The 26,059-nt window shown below is 72.1% G+C and carries 26 protein-coding genes; 12 read left to right on the top strand and 14 right to left on the bottom strand.

Annotation, left to right across the window (positions count from 1 at the left end):
- Positions 1-29 precede the first annotated feature (29 nt).
- Both ACBJ32_RS41860 and ACBJ32_RS41855 read right to left on the bottom strand, forming a co-directional pair.
- Positions 30-1,898 (bottom strand): helix-turn-helix domain-containing protein, encoded by a 1,869-nt coding sequence (locus ACBJ32_RS41860; protein ID WP_375131523.1) that lies wholly within the window; start codon positions 1,896-1,898, stop codon positions 30-32.
- Positions 1,898-2,650, bottom strand: a complete 753-nt coding sequence (locus ACBJ32_RS41855; protein ID WP_185100824.1) for a 3-hydroxybutyrate dehydrogenase — start codon at positions 2,648-2,650, stop codon at positions 1,898-1,900. Before ACBJ32_RS41855 ends, ACBJ32_RS41860 begins: the two co-directional genes overlap by 1 nt.
- A gap of 240 nt (positions 2,651-2,890) precedes the next feature.
- Here ACBJ32_RS41855 and trpD point away from each other — a divergent pair, with 240 nt between their 5' ends.
- Positions 2,891-3,949, top strand: coding sequence for an anthranilate phosphoribosyltransferase (trpD, locus tag ACBJ32_RS41850; RefSeq protein ID WP_375131522.1), 1,059 nt, complete (start codon positions 2,891-2,893; stop codon positions 3,947-3,949).
- Here the strand turns inward: trpD and ACBJ32_RS41845 are convergent.
- The 4 genes from ACBJ32_RS41845 to ACBJ32_RS41830 all read right to left on the bottom strand — a co-directional run bounded on the left by ACBJ32_RS41845 (position 3,939) and on the right by ACBJ32_RS41830 (position 9,022).
- On the bottom strand, positions 3,939-5,324 hold the full coding sequence (locus tag ACBJ32_RS41845; RefSeq protein ID WP_375131521.1) for a class II fumarate hydratase: 1,386 nt from the start codon (positions 5,322-5,324) through the stop codon (positions 3,939-3,941). The genes trpD and ACBJ32_RS41845 overlap by 11 nt on opposite strands.
- 56 nt (positions 5,325-5,380) lie before the next feature.
- On the bottom strand, positions 5,381-7,408 hold the full coding sequence (locus tag ACBJ32_RS41840) for a protein kinase (protein WP_375131520.1): 2,028 nt from the start codon (positions 7,406-7,408) through the stop codon (positions 5,381-5,383).
- Positions 7,409-7,443: 35 nt separating this feature from the next.
- The gene (locus ACBJ32_RS41835; protein ID WP_375131519.1) at positions 7,444-8,559 is read right to left on the bottom strand and encodes a serine/threonine-protein kinase; all 1,116 of its coding nucleotides are present in this window, start codon (positions 8,557-8,559) and stop codon (positions 7,444-7,446) included.
- Between the two features lie 169 nt (positions 8,560-8,728).
- Positions 8,729-9,022 carry a Fe-Mn family superoxide dismutase gene (locus tag ACBJ32_RS41830; RefSeq protein ID WP_375131518.1) on the bottom strand — a complete coding sequence of 98 codons (294 nt, stop codon included), beginning with the start codon at positions 9,020-9,022 and terminating at the stop codon, positions 8,729-8,731.
- 413 nt (positions 9,023-9,435) lie between these two features.
- Here ACBJ32_RS41830 and ACBJ32_RS41825 point away from each other — a divergent pair, with 413 nt between their 5' ends.
- On the top strand, positions 9,436-9,624 hold the full coding sequence (locus ACBJ32_RS41825; RefSeq protein WP_375131517.1) for a DUF5999 family protein: 189 nt from the start codon (positions 9,436-9,438) through the stop codon (positions 9,622-9,624).
- Between the two features lie 132 nt (positions 9,625-9,756).
- Here the strand turns inward: ACBJ32_RS41825 and ACBJ32_RS41820 are convergent, their stop codons facing one another.
- Both ACBJ32_RS41820 and ACBJ32_RS41815 read right to left on the bottom strand, forming a co-directional pair.
- A complete protein-coding gene (locus tag ACBJ32_RS41820; RefSeq protein ID WP_357876895.1) occupies positions 9,757-11,409 on the bottom strand; it encodes a fumarate hydratase in 1,653 nt (550 codons plus the stop codon).
- A gap of 55 nt (positions 11,410-11,464) precedes the next feature.
- A complete protein-coding gene (locus ACBJ32_RS41815) occupies positions 11,465-12,364 on the bottom strand; it encodes a DMT family transporter (RefSeq protein ID WP_357876898.1) in 900 nt (299 codons plus the stop codon).
- 68 nt (positions 12,365-12,432) lie between these two features.
- On the opposite strand from ACBJ32_RS41815, the gene ACBJ32_RS41810 reads away from it, so the two are divergent.
- Together ACBJ32_RS41810 and ACBJ32_RS41805 are read left to right on the top strand one after the other, a co-directional pair.
- Positions 12,433-13,845: a PLP-dependent aminotransferase family protein gene (locus ACBJ32_RS41810; RefSeq protein WP_375131516.1), complete on the top strand. Its 1,413-nt coding sequence runs from the start codon at positions 12,433-12,435 to the stop codon at positions 13,843-13,845.
- A gap of 51 nt (positions 13,846-13,896) precedes the next feature.
- Positions 13,897-14,835, top strand: coding sequence for a Gfo/Idh/MocA family oxidoreductase (locus ACBJ32_RS41805; protein WP_375131515.1), 939 nt, complete (start codon positions 13,897-13,899; stop codon positions 14,833-14,835).
- Positions 14,836-14,951: 116 nt separating this feature from the next.
- Here the strand turns inward: ACBJ32_RS41805 and ACBJ32_RS41800 are convergent, their stop codons facing one another.
- The gene (locus ACBJ32_RS41800) at positions 14,952-16,112 is read right to left on the bottom strand and encodes an MFS transporter (protein ID WP_375131514.1); all 1,161 of its coding nucleotides are present in this window, start codon (positions 16,110-16,112) and stop codon (positions 14,952-14,954) included.
- A gap of 95 nt (positions 16,113-16,207) precedes the next feature.
- On the opposite strand from ACBJ32_RS41800, the gene ACBJ32_RS41795 reads away from it, so the two are divergent.
- Positions 16,208-16,798 carry a TetR/AcrR family transcriptional regulator gene (locus ACBJ32_RS41795; RefSeq protein WP_375131513.1) on the top strand — a complete coding sequence of 197 codons (591 nt, stop codon included), beginning with the start codon at positions 16,208-16,210 and terminating at the stop codon, positions 16,796-16,798.
- Here ACBJ32_RS41795 and ACBJ32_RS41790 read toward each other — a convergent pair.
- Complete coding sequence (locus tag ACBJ32_RS41790) at positions 16,762-17,436, bottom strand: DUF998 domain-containing protein (RefSeq protein WP_357876913.1); 675 nt, start codon at positions 17,434-17,436, stop codon at positions 16,762-16,764. The genes ACBJ32_RS41795 and ACBJ32_RS41790 overlap by 37 nt on opposite strands.
- A gap of 136 nt (positions 17,437-17,572) precedes the next feature.
- On the opposite strand from ACBJ32_RS41790, the gene ACBJ32_RS41785 reads away from it, so the two are divergent.
- Positions 17,573-17,830, top strand: coding sequence for a TetR/AcrR family transcriptional regulator C-terminal ligand-binding domain-containing protein (locus ACBJ32_RS41785; RefSeq protein ID WP_375131511.1), 258 nt, complete (start codon positions 17,573-17,575; stop codon positions 17,828-17,830).
- A gap of 54 nt (positions 17,831-17,884) precedes the next feature.
- On the top strand, positions 17,885-18,535 hold the full coding sequence (locus ACBJ32_RS41780; protein WP_375131510.1) for a DUF1707 domain-containing protein: 651 nt from the start codon (positions 17,885-17,887) through the stop codon (positions 18,533-18,535).
- Between the two features lie 111 nt (positions 18,536-18,646).
- Here ACBJ32_RS41780 and glpX read toward each other — a convergent pair whose 3' ends face one another.
- A complete protein-coding gene (glpX, locus tag ACBJ32_RS41775) occupies positions 18,647-19,681 on the bottom strand; it encodes a class II fructose-bisphosphatase (RefSeq protein WP_357876922.1) in 1,035 nt (344 codons plus the stop codon).
- A gap of 172 nt (positions 19,682-19,853) precedes the next feature.
- Here glpX and ACBJ32_RS41770 point away from each other — a divergent pair, with 172 nt between their 5' ends.
- Genes ACBJ32_RS41770 through ACBJ32_RS41760 form a run of 3 tightly spaced genes read left to right on the top strand, consistent with a single transcriptional unit; the run spans position 19,854 to position 21,285 of the window.
- Complete coding sequence (locus ACBJ32_RS41770; RefSeq protein WP_357876927.1) at positions 19,854-20,465, top strand: TetR/AcrR family transcriptional regulator; 612 nt, start codon at positions 19,854-19,856, stop codon at positions 20,463-20,465.
- An 11-nt stretch (positions 20,466-20,476) separates the two neighbouring features.
- Positions 20,477-21,007, top strand: coding sequence for a DUF4245 domain-containing protein (locus ACBJ32_RS41765; protein ID WP_375131509.1), 531 nt, complete (start codon positions 20,477-20,479; stop codon positions 21,005-21,007).
- Between the two features lie 32 nt (positions 21,008-21,039).
- The gene (locus ACBJ32_RS41760) at positions 21,040-21,285 is read left to right on the top strand and encodes an exodeoxyribonuclease VII small subunit (RefSeq protein WP_357876932.1); all 246 of its coding nucleotides are present in this window, start codon (positions 21,040-21,042) and stop codon (positions 21,283-21,285) included.
- 225 nt (positions 21,286-21,510) lie between these two features.
- Here ACBJ32_RS41760 and ACBJ32_RS41755 read toward each other — a convergent pair whose 3' ends face one another.
- Complete coding sequence (locus tag ACBJ32_RS41755; protein WP_375131508.1) at positions 21,511-21,924, bottom strand: nitroreductase family deazaflavin-dependent oxidoreductase; 414 nt, start codon at positions 21,922-21,924, stop codon at positions 21,511-21,513.
- Positions 21,925-22,008: 84 nt separating this feature from the next.
- Here ACBJ32_RS41755 and ACBJ32_RS41750 point away from each other — a divergent pair, with 84 nt between their 5' ends.
- On the top strand, positions 22,009-22,617 hold the full coding sequence (locus tag ACBJ32_RS41750; RefSeq protein WP_375131507.1) for a TetR/AcrR family transcriptional regulator: 609 nt from the start codon (positions 22,009-22,011) through the stop codon (positions 22,615-22,617).
- A gap of 52 nt (positions 22,618-22,669) precedes the next feature.
- Here the strand turns inward: ACBJ32_RS41750 and xseA are convergent, their stop codons facing one another.
- Together xseA and ACBJ32_RS41740 are read right to left on the bottom strand one after the other, a co-directional pair.
- Positions 22,670-23,881 carry an exodeoxyribonuclease VII large subunit gene (gene xseA / locus ACBJ32_RS41745; RefSeq protein WP_375131506.1) on the bottom strand — a complete coding sequence of 404 codons (1,212 nt, stop codon included), beginning with the start codon at positions 23,879-23,881 and terminating at the stop codon, positions 22,670-22,672.
- Between the two features lie 17 nt (positions 23,882-23,898).
- On the bottom strand, positions 23,899-24,990 hold the full coding sequence (locus ACBJ32_RS41740) for a hypothetical protein (protein ID WP_375131505.1): 1,092 nt from the start codon (positions 24,988-24,990) through the stop codon (positions 23,899-23,901).
- A gap of 101 nt (positions 24,991-25,091) precedes the next feature.
- Here ACBJ32_RS41740 and ACBJ32_RS41735 point away from each other — a divergent pair, with 101 nt between their 5' ends.
- Positions 25,092-26,057 carry a 4-hydroxy-3-methylbut-2-enyl diphosphate reductase gene (locus ACBJ32_RS41735; RefSeq protein ID WP_375131504.1) on the top strand — a complete coding sequence of 322 codons (966 nt, stop codon included), beginning with the start codon at positions 25,092-25,094 and terminating at the stop codon, positions 26,055-26,057.
- The last annotated feature ends 2 nt before the right edge of the window (positions 26,058-26,059 follow it).

Raw genomic sequence — 26,059 nt, 5'->3', positions numbered from 1 at the left:
CGGTCACCGTAGGTTGTGACCGGAGTCACTCATATAGCGTTGGGACCCATAGTGTCGGGCGTGTCTGTGTGGCCGAGCCGGTGCAAGCGGAGGGCGAGCTGGATCTCCAGCGCCCGCTCCGGCTCCAGCCAGCCCTCGCCGAGCAGCTTGCCGATCCGGTCGAGCCGCTGCGTGACGGTGTTGACGTGGATGTGCATGGCCTCGGCCGTGCGCGAGGGGGAGCCGCCGGTGCCGAAGTAGGCCGCCAGCGTGCCGGTCAGGGCGGTGCCCCTGCGGGCGTCGTAGTCGATGACCGCGCCGAGCGTCCTGCCGACGAAGCCGGGCACGTCACGGCCGTCGCCGACGAGCAGCCCCACGAAGCCCAGCTCGGCCGCGCTCGCCCCGTCACCGGCCCGGCCGAGCGCGATCAGCGCCTCCGCGCACCTGCGCGCCTCCTGGTAGGCGGCGGCCACGTCCTCCGGTTCGCCCGCGCGTGAGGCGCCCGCCGTCGCCGGGCTCTGCAGCGACGACGTCAGCTCGCGGGCCACGCGCTGCGCCAGCCCCCCGGCATCGTCGCCGGGCAGCAGCAGCACGACCTCGTCACCCCGCCCCGCCGCCAGCCCGTGCCGCAGCGTCGCCTGCGAGGAGGCCCAGAACGCCGCCCGCTCGCGCTGCCCCGAGTGCCTGGCGACCACCACCACGTGCGGGGCGCCCAGGTCCATGCCGAGCCGCCGCGCCCGGTCGGCCAGGCCGGGCGAGCCCGGCCGGGAGATCAGGTCGTCGAGCAGCTCGCCCCTGACCCGCCCCTCGGCCTCGGCCACGCTCCTGCGGAACAGCAGCAGCAACGCGCACACCAGCGCCGCCCGCTCCAGGATGCGCTCGTCGGCGTCGTCGCTGCGCAGGATCAGCGTGCACAGCGGCTCCCCGCCCACGTCCACGGACGCGATCAGCAGATCGCCCCTGCGCACGGTGCGCCCGAGCGCCCTGGACGCCTGCGCCGCCTCGAACACGCCCGCGTCCAGCTCGCCCACGTCACCGCTGATGGGCCGCCCCAGGTCGTTCAGCACGGCCAGCGAGCCGCCCAGCACGTCGGTCACCACGGCCGCCACGTCCTCGATCCCGCCGCCGCGCAGCACCAGCGAGGTCATCCGGTCGTGCGCCATGGCGGCCCGCTCCACGGCCTCGCCGTGCTCCCTGGCGGTCCGGTGGGCGTGGGAGAGCTCCTCCAGCGCGTTCCTGGTCTCCTGCAGCAGCCTGGCGTTGTCGATCGCGACGGCGGCGTGCGCGGCCAGGCTGGCCAGCAGCGACACCTCCTCCTGGTGGAACGGCCTGGCACTGCGGTTGGCCGCCATCAGCACGCCGATCACCCGCTGCCCCAGCCGCAGCGGCACGCCCAGGATGGCGACCAGGCCCTCCTCCTTGACGGCCTCGTCGATGTGCTCCTTGTGCCGGAACCTGGCGTCGGCGAAGTAGTCGGCCGTCGCGTACGGCACCGCCGTCTGCGCCACGAGCCCGCCCAGCCCCGCCCCCATGGCCAGCCGCAACGCCCGGAACTTGGCCGAGATCGACCCGTCCGTGACCCGCATGTAGGTGTCGCCCCGCTCGGGGTCGTGCAGCGTCATGTACGCGACGTCGGTGGCCAGCAACTGCCTGGCCCGGTGCACGATGGCCTCCAGCACGGCGTCGAGGTCGCGCAGCGCCGCCAGGTCGCCGGCCGTGTCGTACAGCGCCGACAGCTCCGCCTCGCGCCTGGCCCGCCGCTTCAGCAGGTCGCGCACCTTGAGCGCCTCGACCTTGGCCCGCTCCAGCTCCTCGATCGTGGCCGCGTCCGCGCCCGCGGCCCTGGCCTGGATGATCGGCCCCTCGAACTCGACCGCGGACGCCTCCCTGGCCAGCAACTCCAGGAACCGGATGCTCACTAGTGGGCCGTCCAGCCACCGTCCACCGGCAGCGACACGCCGGTGATGAACGCCCCTGCCGGGCCGCACAGGTAGGCGACCAGCTCGGCCACCTCCTCGGGCTCGATCAGGCGCTTGATCGCCGCGGGGGCCAGCATGATGTCGCGCACGACCTCGTCCTCGGGGATGCCGTGCACCTTGGCCTGGTCGGCGATCTGCGCCTCCACCAGCCCGGTACGCACGTACGCCGGGCAGACGCAGGTCGAGGTCACCCCGTGCGGGGCCCCTTCCAGCGCCACGACCTTGGAGAAGCCCTCCAGCGCGTGCTTGGCCGTCGTGTACGCCGACTTGTACGGCGAGGCCCGCAGCCCGTGCACCGACGAGATGTTCACGAACCGCCCCCAGCCCCTGGCGTACATGCCGGGCAGCACCCGGCGCGCGATCAGGAACGGCGCCTCGACCATCACCTTGAGCATCGTGGCGAACACCTCGGGCGGGAACTCCTCGATCGGCGCCACGTGCTGGAACCCGGCGTTGTTCACCACGATGTCCACCGGCTCGTCGGGCAGCGCCGCCACGAAACCGGGCTCGCTCAGATCGGCCACCACCGCGGCGCCGCCCACCTCGGCGGCCACCTTCTCGGCGGACTCGGCCCGCAGGTCCACGACCAGCACCCTGGCCCCCGCCGCGGCCAACCGCCGCGCGCACGCCGCCCCGATGCCGCCCCCGGCCCCCGTCACCAGCGCGGTGCGCCCCGTCAGCTCCTTCGCCATACCTCGCCACCCTAAGCTCTCGCCCCGCCGCACCGCATGGGTGCTGACGACATAGATGGATGACCGCATATGTGGATCAAGGGCGTCTGCTAAGGTGAGGGCATGATCGCGTACTCGTCCCAGTGGTGGCCCGCCTCCTAGGCGGACCTCCGGCGCGATACGCACACGGCCGCCTCGACGAGGCGGCCGTCACCGTTGCAGTGGGTGCCCCCCGTCGAGCACAGACATGAAGGGGCACTCATGACCACCACCTGGCCACGGATCCTCACCACGCTGCTCGACGGCACCTCGCTCACCGCCCGCCAGGCCACCTGGGCGATGGACCAGATCATGTCCGGCATGGCCACCGACGCCCAGATCGCCGCGTTCGCGGTCGCGCTGCGCGCCAAGGGCGAGAGCGTGGCGGAGGTGGCCGGGCTGGCCGACGGCATGCTGGCCAAGGCCTCGGCGATCCGGGTGCCCGGCGACCCCGTCGACCTGGTCGGCACCGGCGGCGACCGGGCGAACACCGTGAACATCTCCACCATGGCCGCCATCGTGACCGCCGCCGCGGGGGCCAAGGTGGTCAAGCACGGCGGCCGGGCCGCCTCCTCCACGGCGGGCGCGGCCGACGTGCTCGAAGCGCTCGGCGTGGCCATCGAGCTGCCGCCCGCCGCCGTGGTGCGGGTGGCGGACGAGGTGGGCATCACGTTCTGCTTCGCGCCCGCCTTCAACCCGGCGCTGAGACGCACCTCCCAGCCGCGCCGCGAGCTGGGCGTGCCCACGGTCTTCAACTTCCTGGGGCCGCTCACCAACCCCGCCCTGCCCTCCGCTCAGGCCGTCGGGGTCTTCCACCCGACCATGGCGCCGACCATCGCGGGCGTGCTGGCCGAGCGCGGCTGCTCCGCGCTCGTCTTCAGGGGCGACGACGGGCTCGACGAGCTGACGACCTGCGGCCCCTCGACGATCTGGCTGGTACGCAGGGGCAGGGTCACCCAGGTCGGCTTCGATCCGCTCGACCTGTCGATCCCGCGCGCCCGCGCCGAGGACCTGCGCGGCGGCGACGCGCGGCACAACGCCGGCGTGGCGCGCGCCGTGCTCTCCGGCGAGCAGGGACCCGTGCGCGAGATCGTCCTGCTGAACGCGGCCGCCGCCCTGGTGGCCGCGGACGGCACCCCGCCGGCGGCCGAGCTCACGCCCGCGCTGGCGGCCGGTTACAAGCGGGCCGCCGACGCCGTCGACTCCGGCGCCGCGCTCTCCCTGCTCACCCGCTGGGCCCACGCCACGCAGCAGGCCGCCGCCCGGACGGTCAGGGCCTAGTCATGGAGAGCACGTCGAGCGCGGCGTCGAGCTGCTCCTCCGTGAGCTTCCCAGCGGCCACGTGGCCGCGCTCGATGACGACCTCCCTGATCGTCCTGCGCTCCGCCAGGGCCTGCTTGGCGATCTTCGCCGCCTCCTCGTAGCCGACGTACTTGTTCAGCGGGGTGACGATCGACGGGGACGACTCGGCGTACTCGCGCAGGCGCTCGACGTTGGCCGTGATGCCGGAGACGCAGCGGTCGGCGAGCAGGCGCGAGACGTTCGCCAGCAGCCTGATCGACTCCAGGATGTTGCGCGCGATGAGGGGGAGCTGCACGTTCAGCTCGAAGTTGCCCGACGCGCCGGCGAACGTGATCGCCGCGTCGTTCCCGATCACCTGGGCCGCGACCATGGCCGTGGCCTCGGGGATCACCGGGTTGACCTTGCCGGGCATGATCGACGAGCCCGGCTGCAGGTCCGGCAGGTTGATCTCGCCGAGTCCCGCGCGCGGCCCCGAGCCCATCCAGCGCAGATCATTGGCGATCTTGGTGAGCGACACCGCGACCACCTTGAGCTGCCCGGACAGCTCCACGATCGAGTCCTGCGCACCCTGGGCCTCGAAGTGGTCGGCGGCCTCCTGGAACGGGATGCCGGTCGCCTCGCGCAGCTTGGCGATGGCCTCCTGGGCGAAGCCCTGCGGCGTGTTGATGCCCGTGCCCACGGCCGTGCCGCCCAGCGGCAGCTCCAGCACGTGCTCCAGGGCCGCGGAGACGCGTACGACGCCGTGCTCGACCTGCGTGGCGTAGCCGCCGAACTCCTGCCCCAGGGTCACCGGCGTCGCGTCCATCAGGTGCGTACGCCCCGACTTCACCACCCCGTCGAACTCGATCGCCTTCTCCCTCAGCGCCTGCGCCAGGTGCCTGAGCGAGGGCAGCAGGTGGAAGGTCACCTCGGTGGCCGCCGCCACGTGGATCGAGGTGGGGAACACGTCGTTGGACGACTGCGAGGCGTTCACGTGGTCGTTGGGGTGCACGGGACGGCCCAGCCGCTCCTCGGCCAGCGTCGCGATCACCTCGTTGGCGTTCATGTTGGACGAGGTGCCCGAGCCGGTCTGGAAGACGTCGATCGGGAACTCGGCGTCGTGCTCGTTCTCCGCCACGTCGGCGGCGGCCTGCGCGATCGCCTCGGCCAGGTCCTTGTCGATCACGCCGAGCTCGCCGTTGACCTCGGCCGCCACCGCCTTGATCAGGCCCAGCGCGGCGATGTGCGACGGCTCCAGGGGCCGGCCTGAGATCGGGAAATTCTCCACTGCCCGCTGGGTCTGTGCGCGCCACCTGGCGCCTGCCGGCACGCGTACCTCGCCCATCGAGTCATGTTCGATCCGGAACTCACTCATGACTTCCAGTCTGACCCACGGCGCTCAGAACGGGCCGAAGCCACCCCCCGCGGGGCTCAGCTCGAGAACAGGGCCACGATCAGCACGGCGATCACCACGGCGGCCGCGGCCGCCACGGCCATGAGCACCAGCATGCCGTTGCGGTTGCCCGTGGGGCGCTTCTCCTCCGGCGGGCCCGCGATCGCGAACAGGTCCGTGCCCAGGCCGTGCCCGCCGAACTGCTGCCCCTGGGGGCCCTGCTGGGGCTGCTGGGGCATCATCTGCGGGGGCCCGGACTGCTGCTGGGGCTGGCCGGGCGGGGGAGCGGGCACCGGGTAGACCTGCTGGCCCGGCGAGCCCTTCGGGATGCGGGTCGTGGCGAAGGAGCCCTCGTCGGCGGGGCGCTGCGGCCGGCCGCCCTGCTCCTGGGCCGCGGGGAACGGGCCCTTGGGGCGCGAGATGCTGACCGTCCGCTCGGGGTCGTAGTCGCCTTCCGGCCCGGTGGCCTGGCCCGCGTTCGGGGCGTGCGAGGCGAAGGGCTGCTGCCCCTGCGGCACGGTGGGCGTGTTCGGGCCGTGCGCCGGGCCCTGCGGCCCCGCCGCGTGCGGTCCTGACGGGGCACCGGGCCCCGAGGCGGGACGCGGTCCGGACGGTCCGCCGGGTCCCGAGGCAGGCTGCGGCCCTGAGGGACCGCCACGCCCGGGCGCGGGCTGCGGCCCTGACGGGCCGCCACGTCCTGGCGCGGGCTGCGGCCCGGACGCGGGCTGCGGACCCGCTGCGCCACGAGGCCCTGCCGCGCCGCCAGGCCCTGGCTGGCCGCCCTGCCCCGGTCCTGACGCGCCACGAGGTCCTGGCGCCGGCTGTGGCCCTGACGGCGCGCCGGGCCCTGACACGGGGCCCCGGGCTCCCGGTGCTCCCGCCGGCCGCTGCCCGGGCGGGGTGTGAGCGCCGGGAGGCCCGCTGAAGGCGTTCGGCCCGGTGGGCGCCTGAGGCCCGCTCATGCCCTGCATCGCGTGGCCCACACCGGAGCCACCCGGCCCGCCGGGGCCCTGCGCCCCGGGCCCCCCGGCACCGGCGGGCACCGGGCCACGGACCTGCGGGCCGCCCGGCGTATGACCAGGCGCGCCAGGCCCCTGGGCAGGAGGCCCGTAAGGCGGCTGGCCGGCCGGCCCTCGACCGCCAGGGGCGGCGCCGGCGGGGTTCTCGGGGGTGGCGAACGGATCGGGCAAAGCGGCCTCCTGCGCCATAAGAGCCTCGGCCGTCAGCACCGGCATCTCGCTCGTGGGGGTGTCGGCGACCATGCGCAGCAGGGTCTCCGCCTTGGCAGCGCTCAGCCGCTGCCGGTAATCCTTGTTCAGCAGTCCGTTCAGCACGGGCCGGAGCTGCCCCGCCTGCGTGGGCGGGTCGGCGCTCTCGGTGAGCAGCGCCGCCAGCGTCTCCGCGATCGTGGAGCGCTCGTACGCGGGCCGCCCCTCGACGGCGAAGTAGAGCGTGGCGCCGAGCGACCAGATGTCGGACTCGGGGCCGGTGTACTCGCCCCTGGCACGTTCCGGGGCGGTGTAGCCGGGCGAGCCGATCACCATGCCGGTCTTCGTCAGCCGGGAGTCGCCCTCGGCCTTGGCGATGCCGAAGTCGGTCAGCACCACGCGCCCGCTCTCGGTGATGAGCACGTTGCCGGGCTTGACGTCGCGGTGGGTGATGCCCTGGGCGTGCGCCGCGCGCAGCGCCCCCAGCAGGTCCACGCCGATCTCGGCCACCAGCCGCGGCGGCAGCGGCCCCTCCTGCTCGATGACCTGCTCCAGCGAGCGGGCCTCGATGAGCTCCATGATGATCCAGGGGCTGTTGTCCTGGATCAGCACGTCGTGGATGGAGGCCACCGACGGGTGGCTGATCCGGGCCGCGATGCGGCCCTCGCGCACCATACGTTCGCGCAGCTCGGCCCGCTGTTCCTCGGTGAGACCCGGGTCCTGGCGGATTTCCTTGACCGCCACCTCGCGCCCGAGCGCGCGGTCGCGGGCCCGCCACACTGTGCCCATCGTGCCCCGCCCGAGCGGGGTGACGAGCTCGTAGCGCTCCGCGAGCAGGCGTGTCTGCTGTTCCGGCATGAGAAGAAGATATCGATTCTCGCTTGGGAAGTGCTTTACCCTCGCTTGCGAAGTTCTCTTGGCCAGAACCGCCGAGGAAGGCACAACTTTATCACCGTCGCTTTGAAACGGGCATAAGCCGACGGCGCTGGACGTGGTTCGACGCGCTTCCTGTGCACGCCCTCACCCGGTTTGCGTTCCTGCCGTGGCGAGGGCACGTTCACGGTGCCCGCCGGCGGGTCCGCCCGGTGCAGCCCGCGGTGCGCGGGCCTGCGTACGAAAGGGGTCTGCGGGATGGGAATCGCCGAGGTGGGACGGCTGGGCTTGCGCGGCGTCAGCGGCTCCTCCGCGGAGCCGCCCGCGGCGACCCTGGTCAGCATGAGCGAGGCCCGTACGGAGTCGAGCCTGGTCGCGGGGTCGATCCTGAGCAGCGCGTCGAGCACGGGCGCCAGCGGGCCCGCCTTGGTCATCGGGATCGGCTCGCCGCTGGTCAGGGCCGCGAGCGCGGCGGCGGCCGTACGCCTGCCGTGCAGGCCCCTGCCCTCGACGGCGGTGTAGAGGGTCGCGCCGAGCGACCACAGGTCGGCGGCGGGGCTGGCCTTCGAGCCGAGCACCCGCTCTGGAGCGATGTATCCGGCGGACCCGAGAACGATGCCCGCCTGGGTGATGGAAACGTCACCTTCCAGCGCGGCCAGGCCGAAGTCGGTGAGCACCGCGCGGTCCTCCGTCACCAGCACGTTGCTCGGCTTCACGTCGCGGTGCAGGATGCCCTTGGCGTGCACGGCGCGCAGCGCCCCCAGGATCTGCCGGCCGATCTCGGCGGCCTTGCGGGGGTGGAGCGGTCCGTTCTCCTGGATGAGCTGCTCCAGGGACCTGGCCCGCAGCAGCTCCATCACGATCCACGGCCGGTCGTCCTCGGTGACCACGTCGAAGACGGTGATCACCGAGGGGTGCGCGACCATCGCGGTCGCCCGGCCCTCGCGCTCGGTGCGCGCGCACAGCTCGGCACGCAGCTCCTCGTCGAGGACCGTGGGCAGCCGTACTTCCTTGACCGCCACGTCCCGGTCGAGCAGCTCGTCATGTGCCCGCCAAACGGTGCCCATGCCGCCGCGACCAACCGGCTCCACGAGCCGATAGCGCGCGGCGAGTAGGTAACCGGAGGGCGCACGCATGCCAGGCAGCTTACCTATTTGTGTAAACCGACCAGTAGAGGCGGGGCCGATAATTTGTTGCGAACTTAAGTCATGCCGCCTGACTCGTCACGTCAGCAAACCTCCTGGCCACATCCTCCCAGTTGATGGGGCCACACAGTTTCTCGACGTGGTCCGGACGGACGTTGCGCTACCGAAGGTAGTACGCGTGCTCCCACGCGTCGAGCGCGAGCAGTGGCGTGGTGTTCGTCCCGGCGCCGCCGCGATGGCCGAAATGCTCGTCGATCGCGTCCCTGAGCGGCCCGTCGGGACGGTCGCCGCCGTCCGGTGACGGGTTCTCCCGGAAGGCCGGGCGCGGCAGGTGCGTGGCGTGGCTCCGGGATCTCGCCGGTGACGGCGGATCGGCCCCGCCGCGCGGGCGGGTTCGCGCCGTCCCCGGGAGCGTTTTACCCGCGACCACTCTCAGCGCGTTTGCGCAGCTCACCGGGCGCTTGTGCCCATCGGCACAACGACTTGCCGAATATTTGTGCATGATGCCTGGTAGGGGACATTCAGGCGTACGGCAGGCTGACTGACAGGGATCCACGGGGCGCCGTCAGCGACTTGTAAGGGTGCCGTAAGGAGACGGGGGCATGGTTAGGACCAGGAAAGAAGGCGAGCTCTCTCGCTGACCGTCATCCAGGAAACTGTCGGTGTCGAAGGTCAGACTGAGAGCAGAACGCCCGAGGTCCCACCGATGAAGCCAGACCACTAAGGACGTGATGAGGATGCGCCAGACCCAGGTTCGCCGCCGGCCGAAGAAGCCGACCAGAGCCGCACTGGACCTCCGCACGCCGTCAGGGCGCACGTTGCCCTTTTGAGGACCCGCAACCCGGAGCGCAATCTGAGAGGTGCGCCATGTGCAGTCACAACCCCGTTTGCCCTAATGCCGACTCCCTCGACCGCGAGCGGTCGCACGTCATCTCGGCCCACCCCGACCAGGGCTGGAGCCTTCTCTGCAACGGCGTCGTGCTGTTCGACGACACGGGTCTGCTGCTGCCCGACGGCTCCGTCGTGGCGCCGCACCGGGCCCCGGTGGCCGCTTGAGCATCTCTCGGGTCACCGGGCCCGCCGCCTCGCTCACCCCCGCGGCCGATCGTGCCGCCCTTCCCGCACACGCGCGCGGCGGCACGATCGCCTGCGTGACGCCCGTCGGCGCCTGACTCCCCGGCGCCGGCGTCAGCGCCGGCCGATGGACAGGACGGGGCCGGTCCTGTCGGTGAAGAAGTCGTCGCCCTTGTCGTCCACGACGATGAACGCGGGGAAGTCGACGACCTCGATCTTCCACACCGCCTCCATCCCCAGCTCGGGGTACTCCAGAACCTCCACCTTCTTGATGCAGTCCTGCGCCAGCCGCGCCGCGGGGCCGCCGATGGAGCCCAGGTAGAAGCCGCCGTACTTCTGGCAGGCCTCCGTGACCTGCTTGGACCGGTTGCCCTTGGCCAGCATCACCATCGAGCCGCCCGCCGCCTGGAAGCGCTCCACGTACGAGTCCATGCGCCCGGCCGTCGTCGGCCCGAACGAGCCCGAGGCGTAACCCTCGGGGGTCTTGGCCGGACCGGCGTAGTAGACGGCGTGGTCCTTGAGGTACTGGGGCATCTCGCCGCCGTTGTCCAGCAGCTCGGCGATCTTGGCGTGCGCGATGTCGCGGGCGACCACCAGGGGGCCCGTGAGGGACAGGCGGGTCTTGACGGGGTACTTGGTGAGCTCGGCCAGGATCTCGGGCATCGGCCGGTTGAGGTCGATCGAGACGACGTCGTCCGAGAGGTGCTCGTCGGTGGTCTCGGGCAGGAAGCGGGCCGGGTCGGTCTCCAGCTTCTCCAGGAACACGCCCTCCGGCGTGATCTTGGCGAGGGCCTGGCGGTCGGCGGAGCAGGACACCGCGATGGCGACCGGGCAGGAGGCGCCGTGCCTGGGCAGGCGGATGACGCGCACGTCGTGGCAGAAGTACTTGCCGCCGAACTGTGCCCCGATGCCCAGCTTCTGCGTCAGCTCGAAGACCTTGGCCTCCATCTCCAGGTCCCTGAACCCGTGCCCGGAGGGCGAGCCCTCGGTGGGGATCGAGTCGAGGTAGCGGGCGCTGGCGTACTTGGCGGTCTTGAGCGCGTACTCGGCGGAGGTGCCGCCCACGACGACGGCCAGATGGTACGGCGGGCAGGCCGCCGTGCCGAGCGAGCGGATCTTCTCCTCCAGGAAGGCCATCATGCGCTTCTCGTTGAGCACGGCCTTGGTCTCCTGGTACAGGAACGACTTGTTGGCCGAGCCGCCGCCTTTGGCCATGAACAGCAGCTTGTACTCGTCGGGGTGCCCGTGGGGGTCCTCGGCGTACAGCTCGACCTGGGCGGGGAGGTTGTTGCCCGTGTTCTTCTCCTCCCACATGGTCAGCGGGGCCATCTGCGAGTAGCGCAGGTTGAGCTTGGTGTAGGCGTCGTACACGCCGCGCGAGACGTGCTCGGCGTCGCGGCCGTCGGTCAGCACGTGGCGGCCGCGCTTGCCCATGACGATGGCGGTGCCGGTGTCCTGGCACATGGGCAGCACGCCGCCGGCCGAGATGGAGGCGTTCTTCAGCAGGTCGAGAGCGACGAAGCGGTCGTTGCCACTGGACTCGGGGTCATCGACGATCTTCCTGAGCTGGGCGAGGTGCGAGGTGCGCAGGAAGTGGGAGATGTCGTGGACGGCCGTCTCGGTGAGCAGGCGCAGCGCCTCGGGGTCGACTTCGAGGAACGTACGCCCGGCCGCCTCGACCTTCCGCACCCCCTCCGAGGTGATCAGCCGGTATTCCGTCTCGTCGGCTCCAAGCGGCAGCAGGTCGGTGTAGTCGAACTCGGCCATGTCCATCCTTTCGGTCGCTCAAGAGATTACGCGCACCGAAAGGAGGGGACGGCCGTCAGGCCTCGGACGGCCGCACGGCCGCCTTCGCGCCCGCGCGTTCCGCGCTGAGGCCGATCAGGATGCCGGCGACCACGAGCCCCGCCCCCAGCAGGTCGTACGTGGTCGGCATGGCCACCCCGAGCACGGCCCCCGTGACGATGGCCGCCACCGGGATGAGCCCCGCGAACAGCCCGGCCCGCCCCGGCCCCAGCTTGGGCAGCGAGGTGTACCAGAGGAAGAACGCCACCACGGTCACCACGACCGCCAGGTAGGCGAACCCGAGCGCCTCGGCGAGCGTCGGCACCCTGAGCATGTCCGTCCCCGCGTCGAGCAGCCCGACCGTGGCCAGCATGGGCACGGCCAGCGTCGTCGAGTACGCCGACACCCGGATCGGCCCCAGCTTCGGCAGCAGGGGGATGGCCAGCAGGGAGAAGCTCACCTCGCCCACCAGTGCGCCCAGCGCCCACAGCAGGCTCTCCTGGGTGCCGCTGCCGAGCCCCGTGGCCAGCGTCGCGCCGGCCACCACCACGCCGGCCCCGAGCAGCAGCCGGGGCGCGGGCCGCCCGCCGGCCAGCGCCAGGGCCAGCGGCACGGTGCCCAGCACGGTGCCCACCAGCGCGGGCCCCGAGGCGCGGGTGGACTCCACCACGGCCACGTTGAAGAACACCAGGCCCAGCAGCGTCAGCCCGAGCAGGCAGAGCGTCTCGCGCCACGTCATGCGGACGAACCGCAGGCCGAGCACTCTCGTGATGACAAGCAGGATGACCGAAGCCACGAGATACCGAACCGCCTGGCCGCCGTATATGGGGTATGCGCCCACGAGTCCGGAGACCCCCGCCAGCGTTCCGACCAGGAACATCGCCGCGGCGGCGCCCACGATGCCGTTTCTCGTGCCGTTTTTCATGCCGTTTGTCATGCGAAGGATGCTAGGGAGACAATGGTTCGCAGAAACAGTCCAATGTCCCGCTGGGAGACAGGACCAATATGGCCGACCTCCATATCCAGATAAATCGCGGGAAGGGAGGCATTGCCGGACAGATCGCGGCTGAGCTGCGCGAATCCATCCGGGGCGGGCGGCTCACGCCGGGCACCCGCCTGCCCGCCACCCGCGACCTCGCCACCGACCTCCAGGTCTCCAGGGGAGTGGTCGTGGAGGCGTACGAGCAACTGGTCGCCGAGGGCTTCCTGGTCTCCAGGGTGGGTGTCGGCACGCAGGTCACCCCCCAGAACGCCACCCGCGCCGCCCCCGAGCCGCGCGGCTCGGCCCCCGCCCGGTCCGATCCGGGCCGCCGGGCACCGAGCGCCCAGGCGTCCCCCTCGTACTACGGTCATCGCCCCACCTCCCCCGACCTCGGCCACTTCCCCCGTGAACGCTGGCTCGCGGCCGTAAGGCACGTCCTGACCACCGTACCCTCGGACGCCTTCGATTACGGGGACCCTGGCGGCGTGCCCGAGCTGCGCGAAGAGCTGTCCGCCTACCTCAGGCGGGTCAGGGCGGCCGACGTGCGCCCCGAGCACCTGATCATCGTCGGCGGCGTGGCGCAGGGGCTCAGCCTGGCCCTGCACGTGCTGACCCAGCACCGCCCGCTGCGGCTCGCCGTGGAGGACCCGACCAGCCACCGGCAGGTGCCGCTGCTGCGCCGGGCGGGCGCGCACCTGGTGCCGGTGCCGGTGGACGAGCAGGGGCTCGACGTGCGCAGGCTGAACGGGGACGCCGTGCTGGTGACGCCCGCCCACCAGTTCCCGACCGGGGTGGTGCTCTCGCCGGCGCGCCGGGCGGCGCTGATGGAGTGGGCGTACGCGGGGAACCGGGTCGTCCTGGAGGACGACTACGACGCCGAGTTCCGCTTCGACCGCGACCCCGTCGGCTGCCTGCAGGGCCTGGCGCCCGACCGGGTGATCCTGTCCGGCAGCGTGAGCAAGGCGCTCGCGCCCGGGCTGCGGCTCGGCTGGGTGGCCGCGCCGCCCGACCTGGCCGAGGCCATCCGGCGGGCGCGGGGCGAGCTCGACCTGGGCTCCCCGGTGATCGAGCAGTACGCGCTGGCCCACTTCCTGCGTACCGGGGGCTACGACAAGCACCTGCGGCGGATGCGCAGGGAGTACCGGCGCCGCCGGGACGCCCTGGTCGAGGCGCTGGCCGAGGAGCTGCCGGCGATCCGGGTCAGGGGCATCGAGGCCGGGCTGCACGTGTACCTGGAGCTGCCCCGGGGGTGGGACGAGTCGCGTACCGTGCTCGCCGCCCGGCAGCTCGGCCTGTCCGCCGAGCCGGTGGGGCCGATGCGGGAGCTGCCGGGGCCGGCGGCCGTGGTGGCGGGGTTCGCGCGGCTGCCCGCGCACAAGGCGGCCGAGGTCGTACGCGGATTGAAGGTCCGCATGTCAGGACAAACTGTTGACTGAGGGAGAAGTGCTCGCTTAGAAAGAGAGCCAGACGTGCGAACGGGAGGCGCCATGCGTGTGGGACTGCTGGGTCTGGGCCGGATCGGGGCCTTCCACGCCGCGACCCTGGCCGCGCACCCCCTGGTGGACGAGCTGATCGTGAGCGATCCCGTACGCACGTCACCGCACGGCAGGGCGGGCGACCCGTTCGAGGCGGACGCCGTCGTCATCGCCACCCCGACCAGCACCCACGCGGAGCTGATCATGAAGGCGTGCCGGCTGGGCATCCCGGCCTTCTGCGAGAAACCGGTGGCGGGCACGGTGGCCGACACCGTCAAGGTGCTGGAGGCCGCCGCGGGCAACCGGGTGCAGATCGGGTTCCAGCGCAGGTTCGACCCCGGTTACGTGGCGGCGGCGCACGCGCTGCGGGCCGGTGAGCTGGGGGAGCTGCACCGCGTGCACCTGGTCACGGCCGATCCCGCGCCGCCGCCCGCCGCGTACATCCCGCTGTCCGGCGGGCTCTTCCGCGACTGCCACATCCACGACTTCGACATCCTGCGCTGGGTGACCGGCCGGGAGGTGGTGTCGGTCTACGCCAGGGGGGCCAACCGCGGCGCCGCGTTCTTCGCCGAGGCGGGCGACGTGGACAACAGCGCCGCGCTGCTGACGCTGGACGACGGCACGCTGGCCACCCTGCAGGGCTCGCGGTACAACGGCGGCGGGTACGACGTGCGCATGGAGCTGGCGGGCACCAGGCGCACGCAGGCCGTCGGCCTCGGCCCGCGAGCCCCGCTGCACACCACCGAGGGCCTGCCCGGCCCGGAGGAGCCCTGGCCGGACTTCGTGGCCCGCTTCGAGACCGCCTACCGCGCGGAGCTCGACGCCTTCCTGCGCAGCGACCGGAGCCCGTGCCCGATCGAGGACGCGCTGGAGGCGCTCTACGTGGCCGAGGCCGCCGACCTGTCGCTGCGCGAGGGCCGCCCCGTCGAGGTCACCGAGGTGCGGCGATAGCGGGGTGCGCCTCTTGGTCGCGGGGGGCGCGCTCCGGGTCAGGGGGTCACTTGATCGCGGGGGCGCGGCTCGGGCTGGGGGTTACTTGATCGCGGGGGCGCGGCTCGGGCTGGGGGTTACTTGATCGCGGGGGCGCGCTTCGGCTCGAAGCCCGCGGCCAGGGCGATGATCGCGGCGGCCAGCACCAGCGGCGCGGCGAACGCCACCCGCATGTCGGCGGCGTCGGCGATGCCGCCCACCAGGGCGGCGCCCACGATGAAGCCGACGTAGTTGAAGAGGTTCACGCGGGCGATGGCCACGCCGGTGCCCGCCGGGTCCAGCTTGCCCGCCGCCGAGAACGACTGGGGCGCCACCACCGCCAGCCCCACGCCCGTGAGCCCGAACGCGACGATGCCCAGCGGCTGCGTCGGGGCCAGCACCACGCCGACGAACCCGAGTGTGGCGATCACCCCGCCGATCCTGACGATGGCGGCGGGGCCGTACCGCCTGACGGCGAAGTCGCCGCCGAGCCTGACGGCCAGGGTGGTCGCCTGGTAGGCGGCGTACGCCAGCGGGACCACGGCGGGGCTCGCGCCGAGCACGTCCTTCATGAAGACGGTGTTGAAGTTGGACACGGCGGCGTCGCCGACGTACAGGAAGCCCATGGCCAGGCAGAGCGGGATGATCGGCCGCCACGGGAAGCGGCCGGCGGCGGGCGCGCCCGCGGCCTCGACCTTCTCCTCCTCGCGCGTGCACAGGTCCCGCCCGGCGTAGAGCGAGCCGGCCACCGCGAGGACCATGGGCAGGGCCATAATCACCGGCAGTGGCAGCCCGGCGGCTCCCGACGCCCACAGCGCCGCGGCCAGGCTGAACACGCTCCACACGCAGTGGAACCCGTTCAGCACCTCCACGCCGTACCTGCGCTCGACGGCCACGCCCTGCATGTTCATGCCCGCGTCCACCGCGCCCACCGCCACCCCGAACAGCAGCAGCGCCGACAGCAGCAGCGGCACGTTCGGCGCGAGCCCGGCCAGCACCACCGCGCCGGACACCACCGGCTGGGCGATCCGCAGCAGCAGCTTGCTGCCGAACCGCGCGGCGAACGCGCCCGCCGCCACGCTGCCGACGCCCGCGAACACGGGCACGACCAGCAGCAACATCGTCAGCGAGCCCTCGTCGAGCTGGTGCTTGGCCTGGAGGTTCGCGACCTGGATGAGCAACGAGGCGAAGGACAGGCCCTGCACGGCGTAGACGACGTACGTGGCGACGCGGGCCTGGCGATCACGTGCGGACGGCACAGCGGCCTCCTGATCGGGGGGGAATCAAACGTGAGGCGCGGTCAGGTTAACGGCTGCCCAAGGCCCTCCGCCAGGGGCGAGATAGGCTGCCGCGAGTGAGACGGGGCTACGCGACCGGTGCGGCGCGCAGGGAGCGCATCCTGGCCACCGCGCTGCTGGAGTTCGCCGAGCACGGCTACCGCGGCGCGTCGCTGGCCCGCATCGCCGAGCGCGCCGAGCTGTCCCAGGCCGGGCTGCTGCACCACTTCAGGAACAAGGAGCTGCTGCTCGTGGCGGTGCTGGACTACCGCGACGAGCTGGACGTGCGCACGTTCGACCTCGAGCCGTCCGGCGGGATCGACGCGCTGCGCGCCCTGGCCGGAGTGGTCGAGCACAACTCCCGGGTGCCGGGCCTGGTCCAGCTCTTCTCCGTGATCAGCGGCGAGGCCGTGACGCCCGGCCACCCCGGGCACGACTGGGCCAGGCGGCGCTACCGCCGGCTGCGCGAGATGGTGGCGACGGCGCTGCGCAGGGGCGTCGAGCGGGGCGAGTTCAGAGCCGGCCTCGACGCCGAGGCGCACGCCGACCGGCTGATCGCGATGATGGACGGCCTGCAGACGCAGTGGCTGATCGACCCGGACCGGGTGGACATGGCGGCCGTCTTCCAGGGCTACGTGGACGACCTCATCGCCACCCTGCGCCCCTGACCGGCGGGCTCAGGCGCGTCGTCCAGCCGCCTGGCGGCGGCCCACACGCCGAGCGCCAGCAGCGCCGCCACCTCGGTGACGGCCAGCCCCCGCTCCACCAGCCCCAGCGGCATGACGCGATACCACGGCAGCCCGTTGCCCGCCCCGATGAGCATCGCGGCGCCGATGCCGGCCACCCACAGCACCGAGCAGATCCCGAGCCCGAACGCCACCAGCGTGGCCCTCGACCGCTCCCGGTGCCGCCACGGCCGGGCGATGATCACGGCCGCCAGCGGCAGGCTGAGGAAGGCCACGAAGCTACCCACCCGATGGATGCTGCCGCTCAGGCTCGGCCCGACCGACCAGTCGTGCTTCTCGAACCAGGCCGTCAGGAACAGCCCGACACTCCAGCCCAGCAGGGCGACGATGCCGAAGATCCCGGCCAGCCGCTTGCGCGCCAGCGACACGCCGATGGCCAGCGAGCCCGCCGCCAGCAACCCCACCCCGAGCCCGAAGATCCACCCGTCGGGGCCCAGGCCGTGCTCGCTGATGGTCCTTCTGAACGGGTTCGTCTCGTCGAGGTTCGTCAGGTCGAGGCCCAGGATCACCATGCTGCCCGCGCCTGCCGCGCCGAGACCCCATCGCGCCGGTTGATGCACGCACACCTCCCTTTTGCCGGGACAACGGCGATGCGTGGGCGTAGATTCCTAAGAAATTCATGAGAAAGCCGAGCCGGACTCCAGCGCCCCCGCCGCCATCCGCTCCACCTGGCGCAGCTCGGCCAAATCCGCCACGATGCCTCGGGTCCTGCCGCCGGCCCGCTCGGGCGCAGTCCGACCCCGACCGTTCCGGCCGAGTTGCGGACCAGGGTCATCGGCCCGCGCCGCGCTCCGCGCCGTCCTGGCACGCGGTGCGCTGCCCGCCGACGTTTACCTGGAGCTCGCCGTCGATCTCCTGCTCGGCGCGACGCGGTACCGGCTGCTCAACCGCCACGCCGAAGTGAACGAGAACCTGGCGGAGGAGATGGCCGCTCTCCTGGCCAGAATCCGCTGACACCGGGTCAATCGGCACGAGCGAACTGGGCGAGAGCCGGATATCGTCAGAAGTGTGAACGAACGCGCGGGATCGTGGTTGCCCAAGCTGCAGGAAGTCGGCGAGCGGCTGGCCGAGGAATGGGTGTCCGCTCGCCGTCCCCCGGCGCCCGACGACGTGCCGCAGCCGCACGAGCTGCGCGCGTCCGACGCCGACCGCGAACGCATCGCCCAGGTGCTCCAGGACGCCCACGCCGACGGCCGGCTCACGCTGGACGAGCTGGAGGAGCGGCTCGGCGTGCTCTACTCCGCGCGTACGCTCGGCGAGCTGGCCGCGCTCACGACCGACCTGCTGCCCGCCGACCAGCAGCCGCTCAACCTCGACGGCCGGCCGGTCTCGGCCATCTTCAAGCAGGAGCAGCGGGGCGGGCGCTGGGTGGTGCCGGCCGAGCTGGGCGTGACGGCCATGTTCGGCACCACGAAGCTCGACTTCCGCGACGCGATCCTGCAGAACCGGCGGATCATCATCAACGCCACCCTCGTCTTCGGCGGGCTGGAGATCCACGTCCCCGAGGGGCTCGAGGTGATCAGGGTCACCAAGGACAAGACGGTCCGCCTGACCAAACAGCCCACCGAGCCGGGGGCACCGGTCGTCGAGGTGCGCACGACGAACTTCGCGGGCGAGATCAAGGTCAAGGAGCCACCCCGCCGCAAGCGCCGCCGCTGACGCCCAGCCGGGCCATCCGGCCGTACCTCATCCGGCGGCACCTCAACCCGCGGTGCCGCCCCAGCCCACGGTGCTGCCCCAGCCCGCGGTGCCGCCTCCGTGTGCTGTGCCTCAGCCCGCGGTGTCGAAGTTGATCGCGCTGTACGCGCGCAGCTTCCAGAGCTGGTGCTCGCTCTCGATCTTGCGGATGGTGCCCGACCGGCCGCGCATCACCAGCGATTCCGTCACCGCGGAGCCGGCGCGGAACCGTACACCCTGCATGAGCTCGCCGTGCGTGATCCCGGTCGCGGCGAAGAACACGTCGTCGGACCTGACCAGGTCGTTCGTCGTGAGCACCTGACCGAGGTCGTGCCCGGCCTCGACGGCCCTGGCCCGCTCCGCGTCGTCGCGCGGCCACAGCCTGCCCTGGATCACCCCGCCCAGGCACTTGAGCGCGCACGCGGCCACGATGCCCTCGGGCGTGCCGCCGATGCCCAGCATCAGGTCGATGCCGGTGCCCGTCCGGGCCGCCATGATCGCGCCGGCCACGTCGCCGTCGGTGATGAACTTGATCCGCGCGCCCGTCTCCCTGATCTCCTTGACCAGCCGCTCGTGCCTGGGCCGGTCGAGCACGACCACGGTCACGTCGGACGCCGAGCAGTGCTTGGCCCTGGCCACGGCGTTGATGTTGTCGGCCACGGGGGCCTCGATGTCCACCACGTCGGCCGCCTCGGGGCCGGTGACCAGCTTCTCCATGTAGAACACGGCCGACGGGTCGTACATCGAGCCGCGCTCGCTGACCGCGATCACCGACACCGCGTCGGGCATGCCCAGCGCCGTCAGCCGCGTGCCGTCAATGGGGTCCACCGCCACGTCGCAGTCGGGGCCGCTGCCGTCGCCGACCTGCTCGCCGTTGAACAGCATCGGGGCGTGATCCTTCTCGCCCTCGCCGATCACGACCACGCCGTTCATCGACACGGTGTTGATGAGCTGGCGCATGGCGTTCACGGCAGCGCCGTCCGCGCCGTTCTTGTCACCCCTGCCGACCCAGCGGGCGGCCGCCATCGCGGCGGCCTCCGTGACGCGGACGAGCTCCAGCGCCAGGTTGCGATCGGGGGCGTGCTCGCTGGTGGCGAGCGCCGGTGGCACGGAAGTCTGGTCGGACATGATGACTGGCCCTCCTCGTGGGACAACTGCCTCGATCGTAGTTGCCGGTCTCTTCCCGGTCAGAGGGGGTTAATCTGCTTACCGAGAACGGTTTTTGCGTCATACCATGTGCGCGCCAAGGATCTTGCCTCCAACATGGAGCGTGGCGCCCCCGCCGTGGAGGAGATCCCGTATGAGCCCTGATGTGGAGAATGCGGTCGCCCAGCCGCGTACGTCCGAGCGTGGTGCCGCCACGCGCAGCTCGCTGCTCGCCGCCGCCAGAGAGATCTTCGTCTCGAAGGGCTTCGCCGAGGCGGGCGTGACGGACGTGGTGGCCAGGGCCGACGCCAGCGTGGGCAGCCTCTACCACCACTTCTCCGGCAAGGCCGACCTGTACCTCACGCTGTGGGAGGAGTTCCAGGCCAGGCAGACGCAGCGGACCAAGCGGGCGGTCCGTTCGGCCCGCGCCGACGGCGAGAGCGACCCCATGCGCGTGTTCGTCGGCGCCGCCCGCGCGTACCTGGAGGGCTGCCTGGAGGAGCGCGAGCTGGCCGCGCTGTTCCTGCGCGGGGACGGGCCGCCCGGTTTCGACGTGGTGATGCGCGACCGGCTGCGGGTGTGGGCCCAGCGCAACGCGGCCTTGTTCGAGGACGAGCCCGCCCTCGTCGTGGTGGTCACCGGGGCGCTGGCGGCGGCCGTGTCCGAGGTGGTGCGCTCCGGCGATCGCGGGCTGGCGGAGGAGGTGCTGGCCATCATCGGCCGGATCCGCCCGGCCGCTTCGGCGACCACGCCCTCCAGCGGGTAACCTCGCCAACTGTGCGACGGTTCACCCAAGGTCTGTACGGCTACGCGGTAGCCCTTTTCGTGTGCCTCGCGGGGGCCGGGCTGTTCCTGCTGGTCACCCCGCAGAGCCGGGAGGAGCACATCCCGCGGCTCGAGTACTCCATCACCGTCGCCAACTTCGGCCACGCGGTGCCCTTCGGCGTGTGGGCCCCGCGGCAGGACCCGGCCGGCTGGGTGCCCAACAGCAACAGGATCGCCAAGGGCGAGAACGGCGCGCAGGTCCTCTACCTCGGCTACGCCACCGCCAAGCGCGAGCACGCGATGTTCGCGCAGAGCAACGAGCAGCCTGCGGCCGGCTTCGCCAACCGCATGTCCAACACCGACAAGACGGAGGGCACGCAGCAGATCGGCGGTGTGGCGTGGGAGCAGCGCTTCCGCGAGGACAAGAACCAGCGCTCGCTGGTGCGCGTGCTGCCCGACGTGACGCTCGTCATCACCGGTACGGCCGACTGGGCGGAGCTGGGTGAGCTGGCGGCGCAGCTCCAGCAGCGGCCCAAAGGCTGAGGTTGTCGGCCGGCGCGTCTAGGGTGGTGGCCGTGGCAGAGGAATCAGGCGAGAAGACCCCGTCCTACGAGCAGGCCCGCGAGGAGCTGACCGAGGTGGTGCGCCGGCTGGAGACCGGAGGGCTCACCCTGGAGCAGTCGATCGAGCTGTGGGAGCGGGGGGAGAAGCTGGCTGCCGTCTGTGAGGAGTGGCTCCAGGGGGCTCGCGTCAAGCTCGCCGCCGCCATGGCCCGCCGCTCCGACCCTGCCTCCGGCCACTCGAACGACGCCCCCTTCTAGCGGGCGCGCCTTTTCTCGGGCTCGGCTCGGCCGCGCCTTCGCGGGCTCGCTCGCGCCCAGCGCGCCGGGCCCCCGCACCGTCGCGCTGCGCTCGCCGGACCGCTCGGTGCCTACCGTGGCGCGAGCAGCGGTCCTTGCCGGCCGACGATTTCCCACGAACGGCTGCCCGCACCGGCCGATGGTCTCGTGTGAACGACCGCCTGCACCGGCCGACGGTCCCTGCGGTCAGGAGGCCGTGCGGAGGAGGGCCACTACCGGGATGCGGCGGGTGGTCTTGGCCTCGTACTCGGCGAAACCCGGAGCCTGGGCCACCATCCGGGCGTAGAGCTCGTCGCGCTCCGCACCCTCGACGAACTCCGCCTTCACCTTGAACTCCTCCGTCCCGACCTCCACCGTCGCCTCGGGCGTGGCGCGCAGGTTGTGGTACCAGGCCGGGTGGTGATCGGCGCCGGCGTTGGAGGCGATGATGACGTAGCGGTCACCGTCCGCCAGGTACATGACCGGAGTGGTGACGGACCTGCCGCTCTTCGCTCCCGTGGTGGTGAGCAGCACCAGGGGGGAGCCCTCGAACATGCCGCCGACCCGGCCCTCGTTGGCCCGGAACTCGTCGATGATCTGCTGGTTGAAATCGCTGGGCATCCTCGGCTCCTCAAATAATCGGAGAATTCTCCGGTTGACAGATTAATCGGAGGACTCTCCGTTTACAACCGGTATGCTGCGCCCGTGCGCGAACGTCGATCGTTGCCCGTCGTCGGGCAGCCCCAGCCTGAGCGTGCCGACGCCGCCCGCAACCGGCAGAAGATCATCGAGGTGGCGGCGCGCATGGTCACCGAGTGCGGCGCCGACAACCTCTCGCTCGACGAGGTCGCCCGCGAGGCGTGCGTCGGCGTGGGCACCGTCTACCGGCGGTTCGGCGACCGTACCGGGCTGCTGCTGGCGCTGATCGACGAGCGGGAGCGGCGGTTCCAGGCGGCGTTCCTGTCCGGGCCGCCGCCGCTCGGCCCCGGCGCGCCCGCCCGCGAGCGGATCGTGGCGTTCCTGCACGCGCTGGTCGATCGCATCCTGGCGGACGAGGCGCTGTTCCTGCTGCTGGAGAAGGGCGGCACGGCCAAGCGCTTCACCGGGCCGTACCGGGTGCACCACATCCACCTCGCCACGCTGCTCGCGCGGGCGTGCCCGGGCGCGGACGCCGCGTACCTGGCCGACGCGCTGCTCGCGCCGGTCAACGCGCACCTGATCGCCTGCCAGCGGGAGGAGCGCGGCATGACGGTCGAGCAGATCAAGTCCGGCCTGGAGGCGCTGGCCGGGGCGGTCACGCGCGCTACGTCATGAGGCCGAGCAGGTTGCCCTCCGAGCCGCGGAAGGCGGCCATGCCCGGAACCGGTCAGGCGTCCGGGTCCTCCGCGCGTACGGTGACGCGGTCGTCGGTCAGGCGGATGGTCAGCAGCGTGCCGGGTGCGACGTCCTTGGCCAGGCGGACGACCTCGCCCGACGGGTGCTGCACGATGGCGTAGCCGCGCTCCAGAGTCGCCGCCGGGGACAGGGAGACGAGGCGGGCACGCAGGTGGGCGAGGTCGTCGGCGGCGCGGTCGAGCGAGCCCGACAGCGAGCGCCTGGCCCGGTCGCGCAGCGCCTCGGCCTGCTCGGCCCGGCGCTCCAGCTCGCGTACCGGGTCGGCCAGCGAGGGCCGCGAGCGTACGGACGTCAGCCAGGACATCTCCCGGTCGAGCCAGCCGCTCATCACCCTGCGGCCGCGGTCGCGGAGCTGGCGCACCAGCGTGAGCTGCTCGCCGACGTCCGGCACCACCTTCTTGGCGGCGTCGGTGGGGGTGGAGGCGCGTACGTCGGCCACCATGTCGAGCAGCGGGCTGTCCTGCTCGTGGCCGATCGCGCTCACCACAGGCGTCCGGCAGGCGGCCACCGCGCGGACGAGCGTCTCGTCGGAGAAGGGCAGCAGGTCCTCCAGGGAGCCGCCGCCGCGGGCGACGACGATCACGTCGACCGAGGAGTCGGCGTCGAGCTTGCGCAGCGCCTCCGTCACCTCGGTCACCGCGTACGGCCCCTGGACGGCCACCTCCTCGACCTTGAACCGCACGGCCGGCCAGCGGCGCCGCGAATTCTCCAGCACGTCGCGCTCGGCCGCCGACTCGCGGCCGCAGATGAGCCCGATCGTGCCCGGCAGGAACGGCAGCCGCCGCTTCCTGTCGGCGTTGAACAGCCCTTCGGCGGCCAGCAACTGCCTGAGCCGCTCCAGCCTGACCAGCATCTCGCCCACGCCCACCGGGCGCATCTCCAGCGCGGTGAACGCGAACGAGCCCTTGTTGACCCAGAAGTCGGGCTTGACGTGCAGCACCACCCTGGCGCCGTTGGACGGCCTGGGCACCGTCGCCTCATAGACGCCGCGCGGGGCGGTGACCCTGGCCGACACGTTGGCGACCGGGTCGCGCAGGGTGAGGAACACCGTGCCGCCACGCGCGCTCAGGTCGGTGATCTCTCCTTCGACCCAGACCGTGCCGAGTCTGCCGATCCAGCCGCCCACCATCTGCAGGACCGTGCGGATCGGCAGGGGGGACTCAGGGGTGGTCTTCGAGGTCATGGGGGAAGACTAGTGACCTATTCGCCGGCCTGGAGCTTGGCGAGGCGGTTCTCGAACATCTTGATGACCTCGGGCCGCGCCGTCGTCCCCCGCTCGTAGGCGAGGAAGTCGCCGATCTGCTCGGCCGTCTTGCCGCGCATCCTGGCGCGCAGGGAGGCCACGGTCAGCTCGGACCAGCCGGGCAGCGGCTCGGTCAGGTTCACGGCGGCGGCGGCGACCGGCTCGGGGGCGGCGGCCGGCTCGGGGGCCGCGGCGGGCTCGGCGGTGGCGGCGGCGGGCTCCGGCGCGGGGGCGGGCTCGGCGGCCTTGGTGGTCTTGGCGGCCTTGGTGGTCTTGGGCTCGGCCTTGGGCTTCCTGGCGGCCTTCGGCTTGGGAGCGGGGGCCTCCACGGCAGGCTCGGCCACGGCCTTGGGGGCGGCGGGCGCGACCTGCTCCGCAGCCTCAGCGGGCTTGGGCGCGGCCTGCGGCTCGGCGGGCTTGGGTGCAGCCTCGGCCTGCGGTTCGGTGACCTTGGGTGCGGCTTCGGCCTGCGGCTCGGCGGCCTTGAGGTCGGCCTCGGACGCGGCGGGAGGCGCGGTGGGGGCGGCGGCGGGCGCGGCGGTGGCGTCGGCCTGCGGTTCGGTGACTGTCGCGGGCTTCGCCTGGTTCGCCGGTTCGGTGACCGTGGCGGGCTTCACCTGCTCCGCCGGCTCGGTGACCGTGGCGGGCTCCGCCTGGCCGGTCGGCTCCGTCTTGGCCGCGGGCGTGAAGATGACCGGGTCCGGCTTGGCCTTGGCGACGCCGTTGGACTCGGCCGCCCCGGAGCGGGGAGCGAAGATGACCGGCTCCTTGCGCGCCGGCTTGTCCTCGGAGGACTCGGAGGACTCGGCGGGGGCGGCGGCCACCTGCTCGGCGGCGGACGGGCGGGAGTCGTACTCCTCCTCGCGCTCCTCCTTGCCGCCGAGCCCCTTGATGGAGTTCTTCATCCGGTCCACGAGCAGCAGCGCCTGCCCGGCGGCGCTGAGCGTGGTCTGGACGACCATGAGCGGCAGGTCCTTCGCCTTCTCCTTGAGCTCGTCCTTGTTGGTGACGGTTCTTGCGATGTTGCGTATCACGTCGCTGAGGGACATGTACGTCTCCCTGGGAGGTCAGTATGGGACGGCTAGTCTGGCAAACCGTGGGCAACCACGCACGCGCGGGCCAGATGGCCGCTCCACGTAGCATAAGAAGTATGGAGCCCCAGACCCCCTCTTCCCGCCGAGTCCTCGTAGCCAAGCCACGGGGTTACTGCGCCGGAGTCGATCGAGCCGTGGTAGCGGTCGAGAAGGCTCTGGAGCAGTACGGCGCCCCCGTCTACGTCCGCAAGCAGATCGTCCACAACACTCATGTCGTGAAGACGCTCGAGGCCAGGGGCGCCATCTTCGTCGACGAGACCGAGGAGGTGCCCGAGGGGGAGATCGTGGTCTTCTCCGCCCACGGCGTCTCGCCGGCCGTGCACGAGGAGGCCAAGCAGCGCAACCTGCGCACCATCGACGCCACCTGCCCGCTGGTGACCAAGGTGCACAACGAGGCCAAGCGGTTCGCGGCCAAGGACTACGACATCCTGCTGATCGGGCACGAGGGTCACGAGGAGGTCGAGGGCACCTCCGGTGAGGCCCCCGACCACATCCAGCTCGTCGACGGGCTCGACTCGGTCGACAAGGTGCAGGTCAAGGACCCGAGCAGGCTGGTGTGGCTGTCGCAGACCACGCTCTCGGTCGACGAGACCACCGAGACCGTGGCCCGGCTCAAGGAGCGTTTCCCCACGCTGATCGACCCGCCCAGCGACGACATCTGCTACGCCACGCAGAACCGCCAGATCGCGGTCAAGGAGATCGCCGCCGAGTCGCAGCTCGTCATCGTGGTCGGCTCGGAGAACTCCTCCAACTCCAAGCGGCTGGTCGAGGTGGCCAAGGACTACGGCGCGCAGGAGTCGTACCTGGTCGACAACGCCGACTTCATCTGCGACGAGTGGCTCGACGGCGTCACCACGGTCGGCGTCACCAGCGGCGCCTCGGTGCCGGAAGAGCTGGTCGAGGAGGTGCTGGCGAAGCTGGCCGGGCACGGGTTCGGCGACGTGACGGAGGTGGAGCCGGTGCAGGAGAGCATGCGCTTCGCCCTGCCCCACGAGCTGCGCAAGGACCTGCGCGCCTCGTAGCC

Origin of the sequence: Nonomuraea sp. GTA35 (genome assembly GCF_041950525.1) — a bacterium.
In the GTDB taxonomy this organism is placed as follows: domain Bacteria; phylum Actinomycetota; class Actinomycetes; order Streptosporangiales; family Streptosporangiaceae; genus Nonomuraea.
This window is presented reverse-complemented; position numbering and strand designations above follow the sequence as displayed.

What these genes read in the sequence shown, in the direction of transcription:
- ACBJ32_RS41820 (WP_357876895.1), bottom strand. Translation starts at nt 11,409, where the DNA reads ATGGCCGAGTTCGACTACACCGACCTGCTGCCGCTTGGAGCCGACGAG.
- ACBJ32_RS41735 (WP_375131504.1), top strand. Translation starts at nt 25,092, where the DNA reads ATGGAGCCCCAGACCCCCTCTTCCCGCCGAGTCCTCGTAGCCAAGCCA.
- glpX (WP_357876922.1), bottom strand. Translation starts at nt 19,681, where the DNA reads ATGTCCGACCAGACTTCCGTGCCACCGGCGCTCGCCACCAGCGAGCAC.
- trpD (WP_375131522.1), top strand. Translation starts at nt 2,891, where the DNA reads ATGACCACCACCTGGCCACGGATCCTCACCACGCTGCTCGACGGCACC.
- ACBJ32_RS41755 (WP_375131508.1), bottom strand. Translation starts at nt 21,924, where the DNA reads ATGCCCAGCGATTTCAACCAGCAGATCATCGACGAGTTCCGGGCCAAC.
- ACBJ32_RS41835 (WP_375131519.1), bottom strand. Translation starts at nt 8,559, where the DNA reads ATGCGTGCGCCCTCCGGTTACCTACTCGCCGCGCGCTATCGGCTCGTG.
- ACBJ32_RS41785 (WP_375131511.1), top strand. Translation starts at nt 17,573, where the DNA reads ATGCCTCGGGTCCTGCCGCCGGCCCGCTCGGGCGCAGTCCGACCCCGA.
- ACBJ32_RS41845 (WP_375131521.1), bottom strand. Translation starts at nt 5,324, where the DNA reads ATGAGTGAGTTCCGGATCGAACATGACTCGATGGGCGAGGTACGCGTG.
- ACBJ32_RS41810 (WP_375131516.1), top strand. Translation starts at nt 12,433, where the DNA reads ATGGCCGACCTCCATATCCAGATAAATCGCGGGAAGGGAGGCATTGCC.
- xseA (WP_375131506.1), bottom strand. Translation starts at nt 23,881, where the DNA reads ATGACCTCGAAGACCACCCCTGAGTCCCCCCTGCCGATCCGCACGGTC.
- ACBJ32_RS41825 (WP_375131517.1), top strand. Translation starts at nt 9,436, where the DNA reads ATGTGCAGTCACAACCCCGTTTGCCCTAATGCCGACTCCCTCGACCGC.
- ACBJ32_RS41855 (WP_185100824.1), bottom strand. Translation starts at nt 2,650, where the DNA reads ATGGCGAAGGAGCTGACGGGGCGCACCGCGCTGGTGACGGGGGCCGGG.
- ACBJ32_RS41840 (WP_375131520.1), bottom strand. Translation starts at nt 7,408, where the DNA reads ATGCCGGAACAGCAGACACGCCTGCTCGCGGAGCGCTACGAGCTCGTC.
- ACBJ32_RS41805 (WP_375131515.1), top strand. Translation starts at nt 13,897, where the DNA reads ATGCGTGTGGGACTGCTGGGTCTGGGCCGGATCGGGGCCTTCCACGCC.
- ACBJ32_RS41815 (WP_357876898.1), bottom strand. Translation starts at nt 12,364, where the DNA reads ATGACAAACGGCATGAAAAACGGCACGAGAAACGGCATCGTGGGCGCC.
- ACBJ32_RS41740 (WP_375131505.1), bottom strand. Translation starts at nt 24,990, where the DNA reads ATGTCCCTCAGCGACGTGATACGCAACATCGCAAGAACCGTCACCAAC.
- ACBJ32_RS41770 (WP_357876927.1), top strand. Translation starts at nt 19,854, where the DNA reads ATGAGCCCTGATGTGGAGAATGCGGTCGCCCAGCCGCGTACGTCCGAG.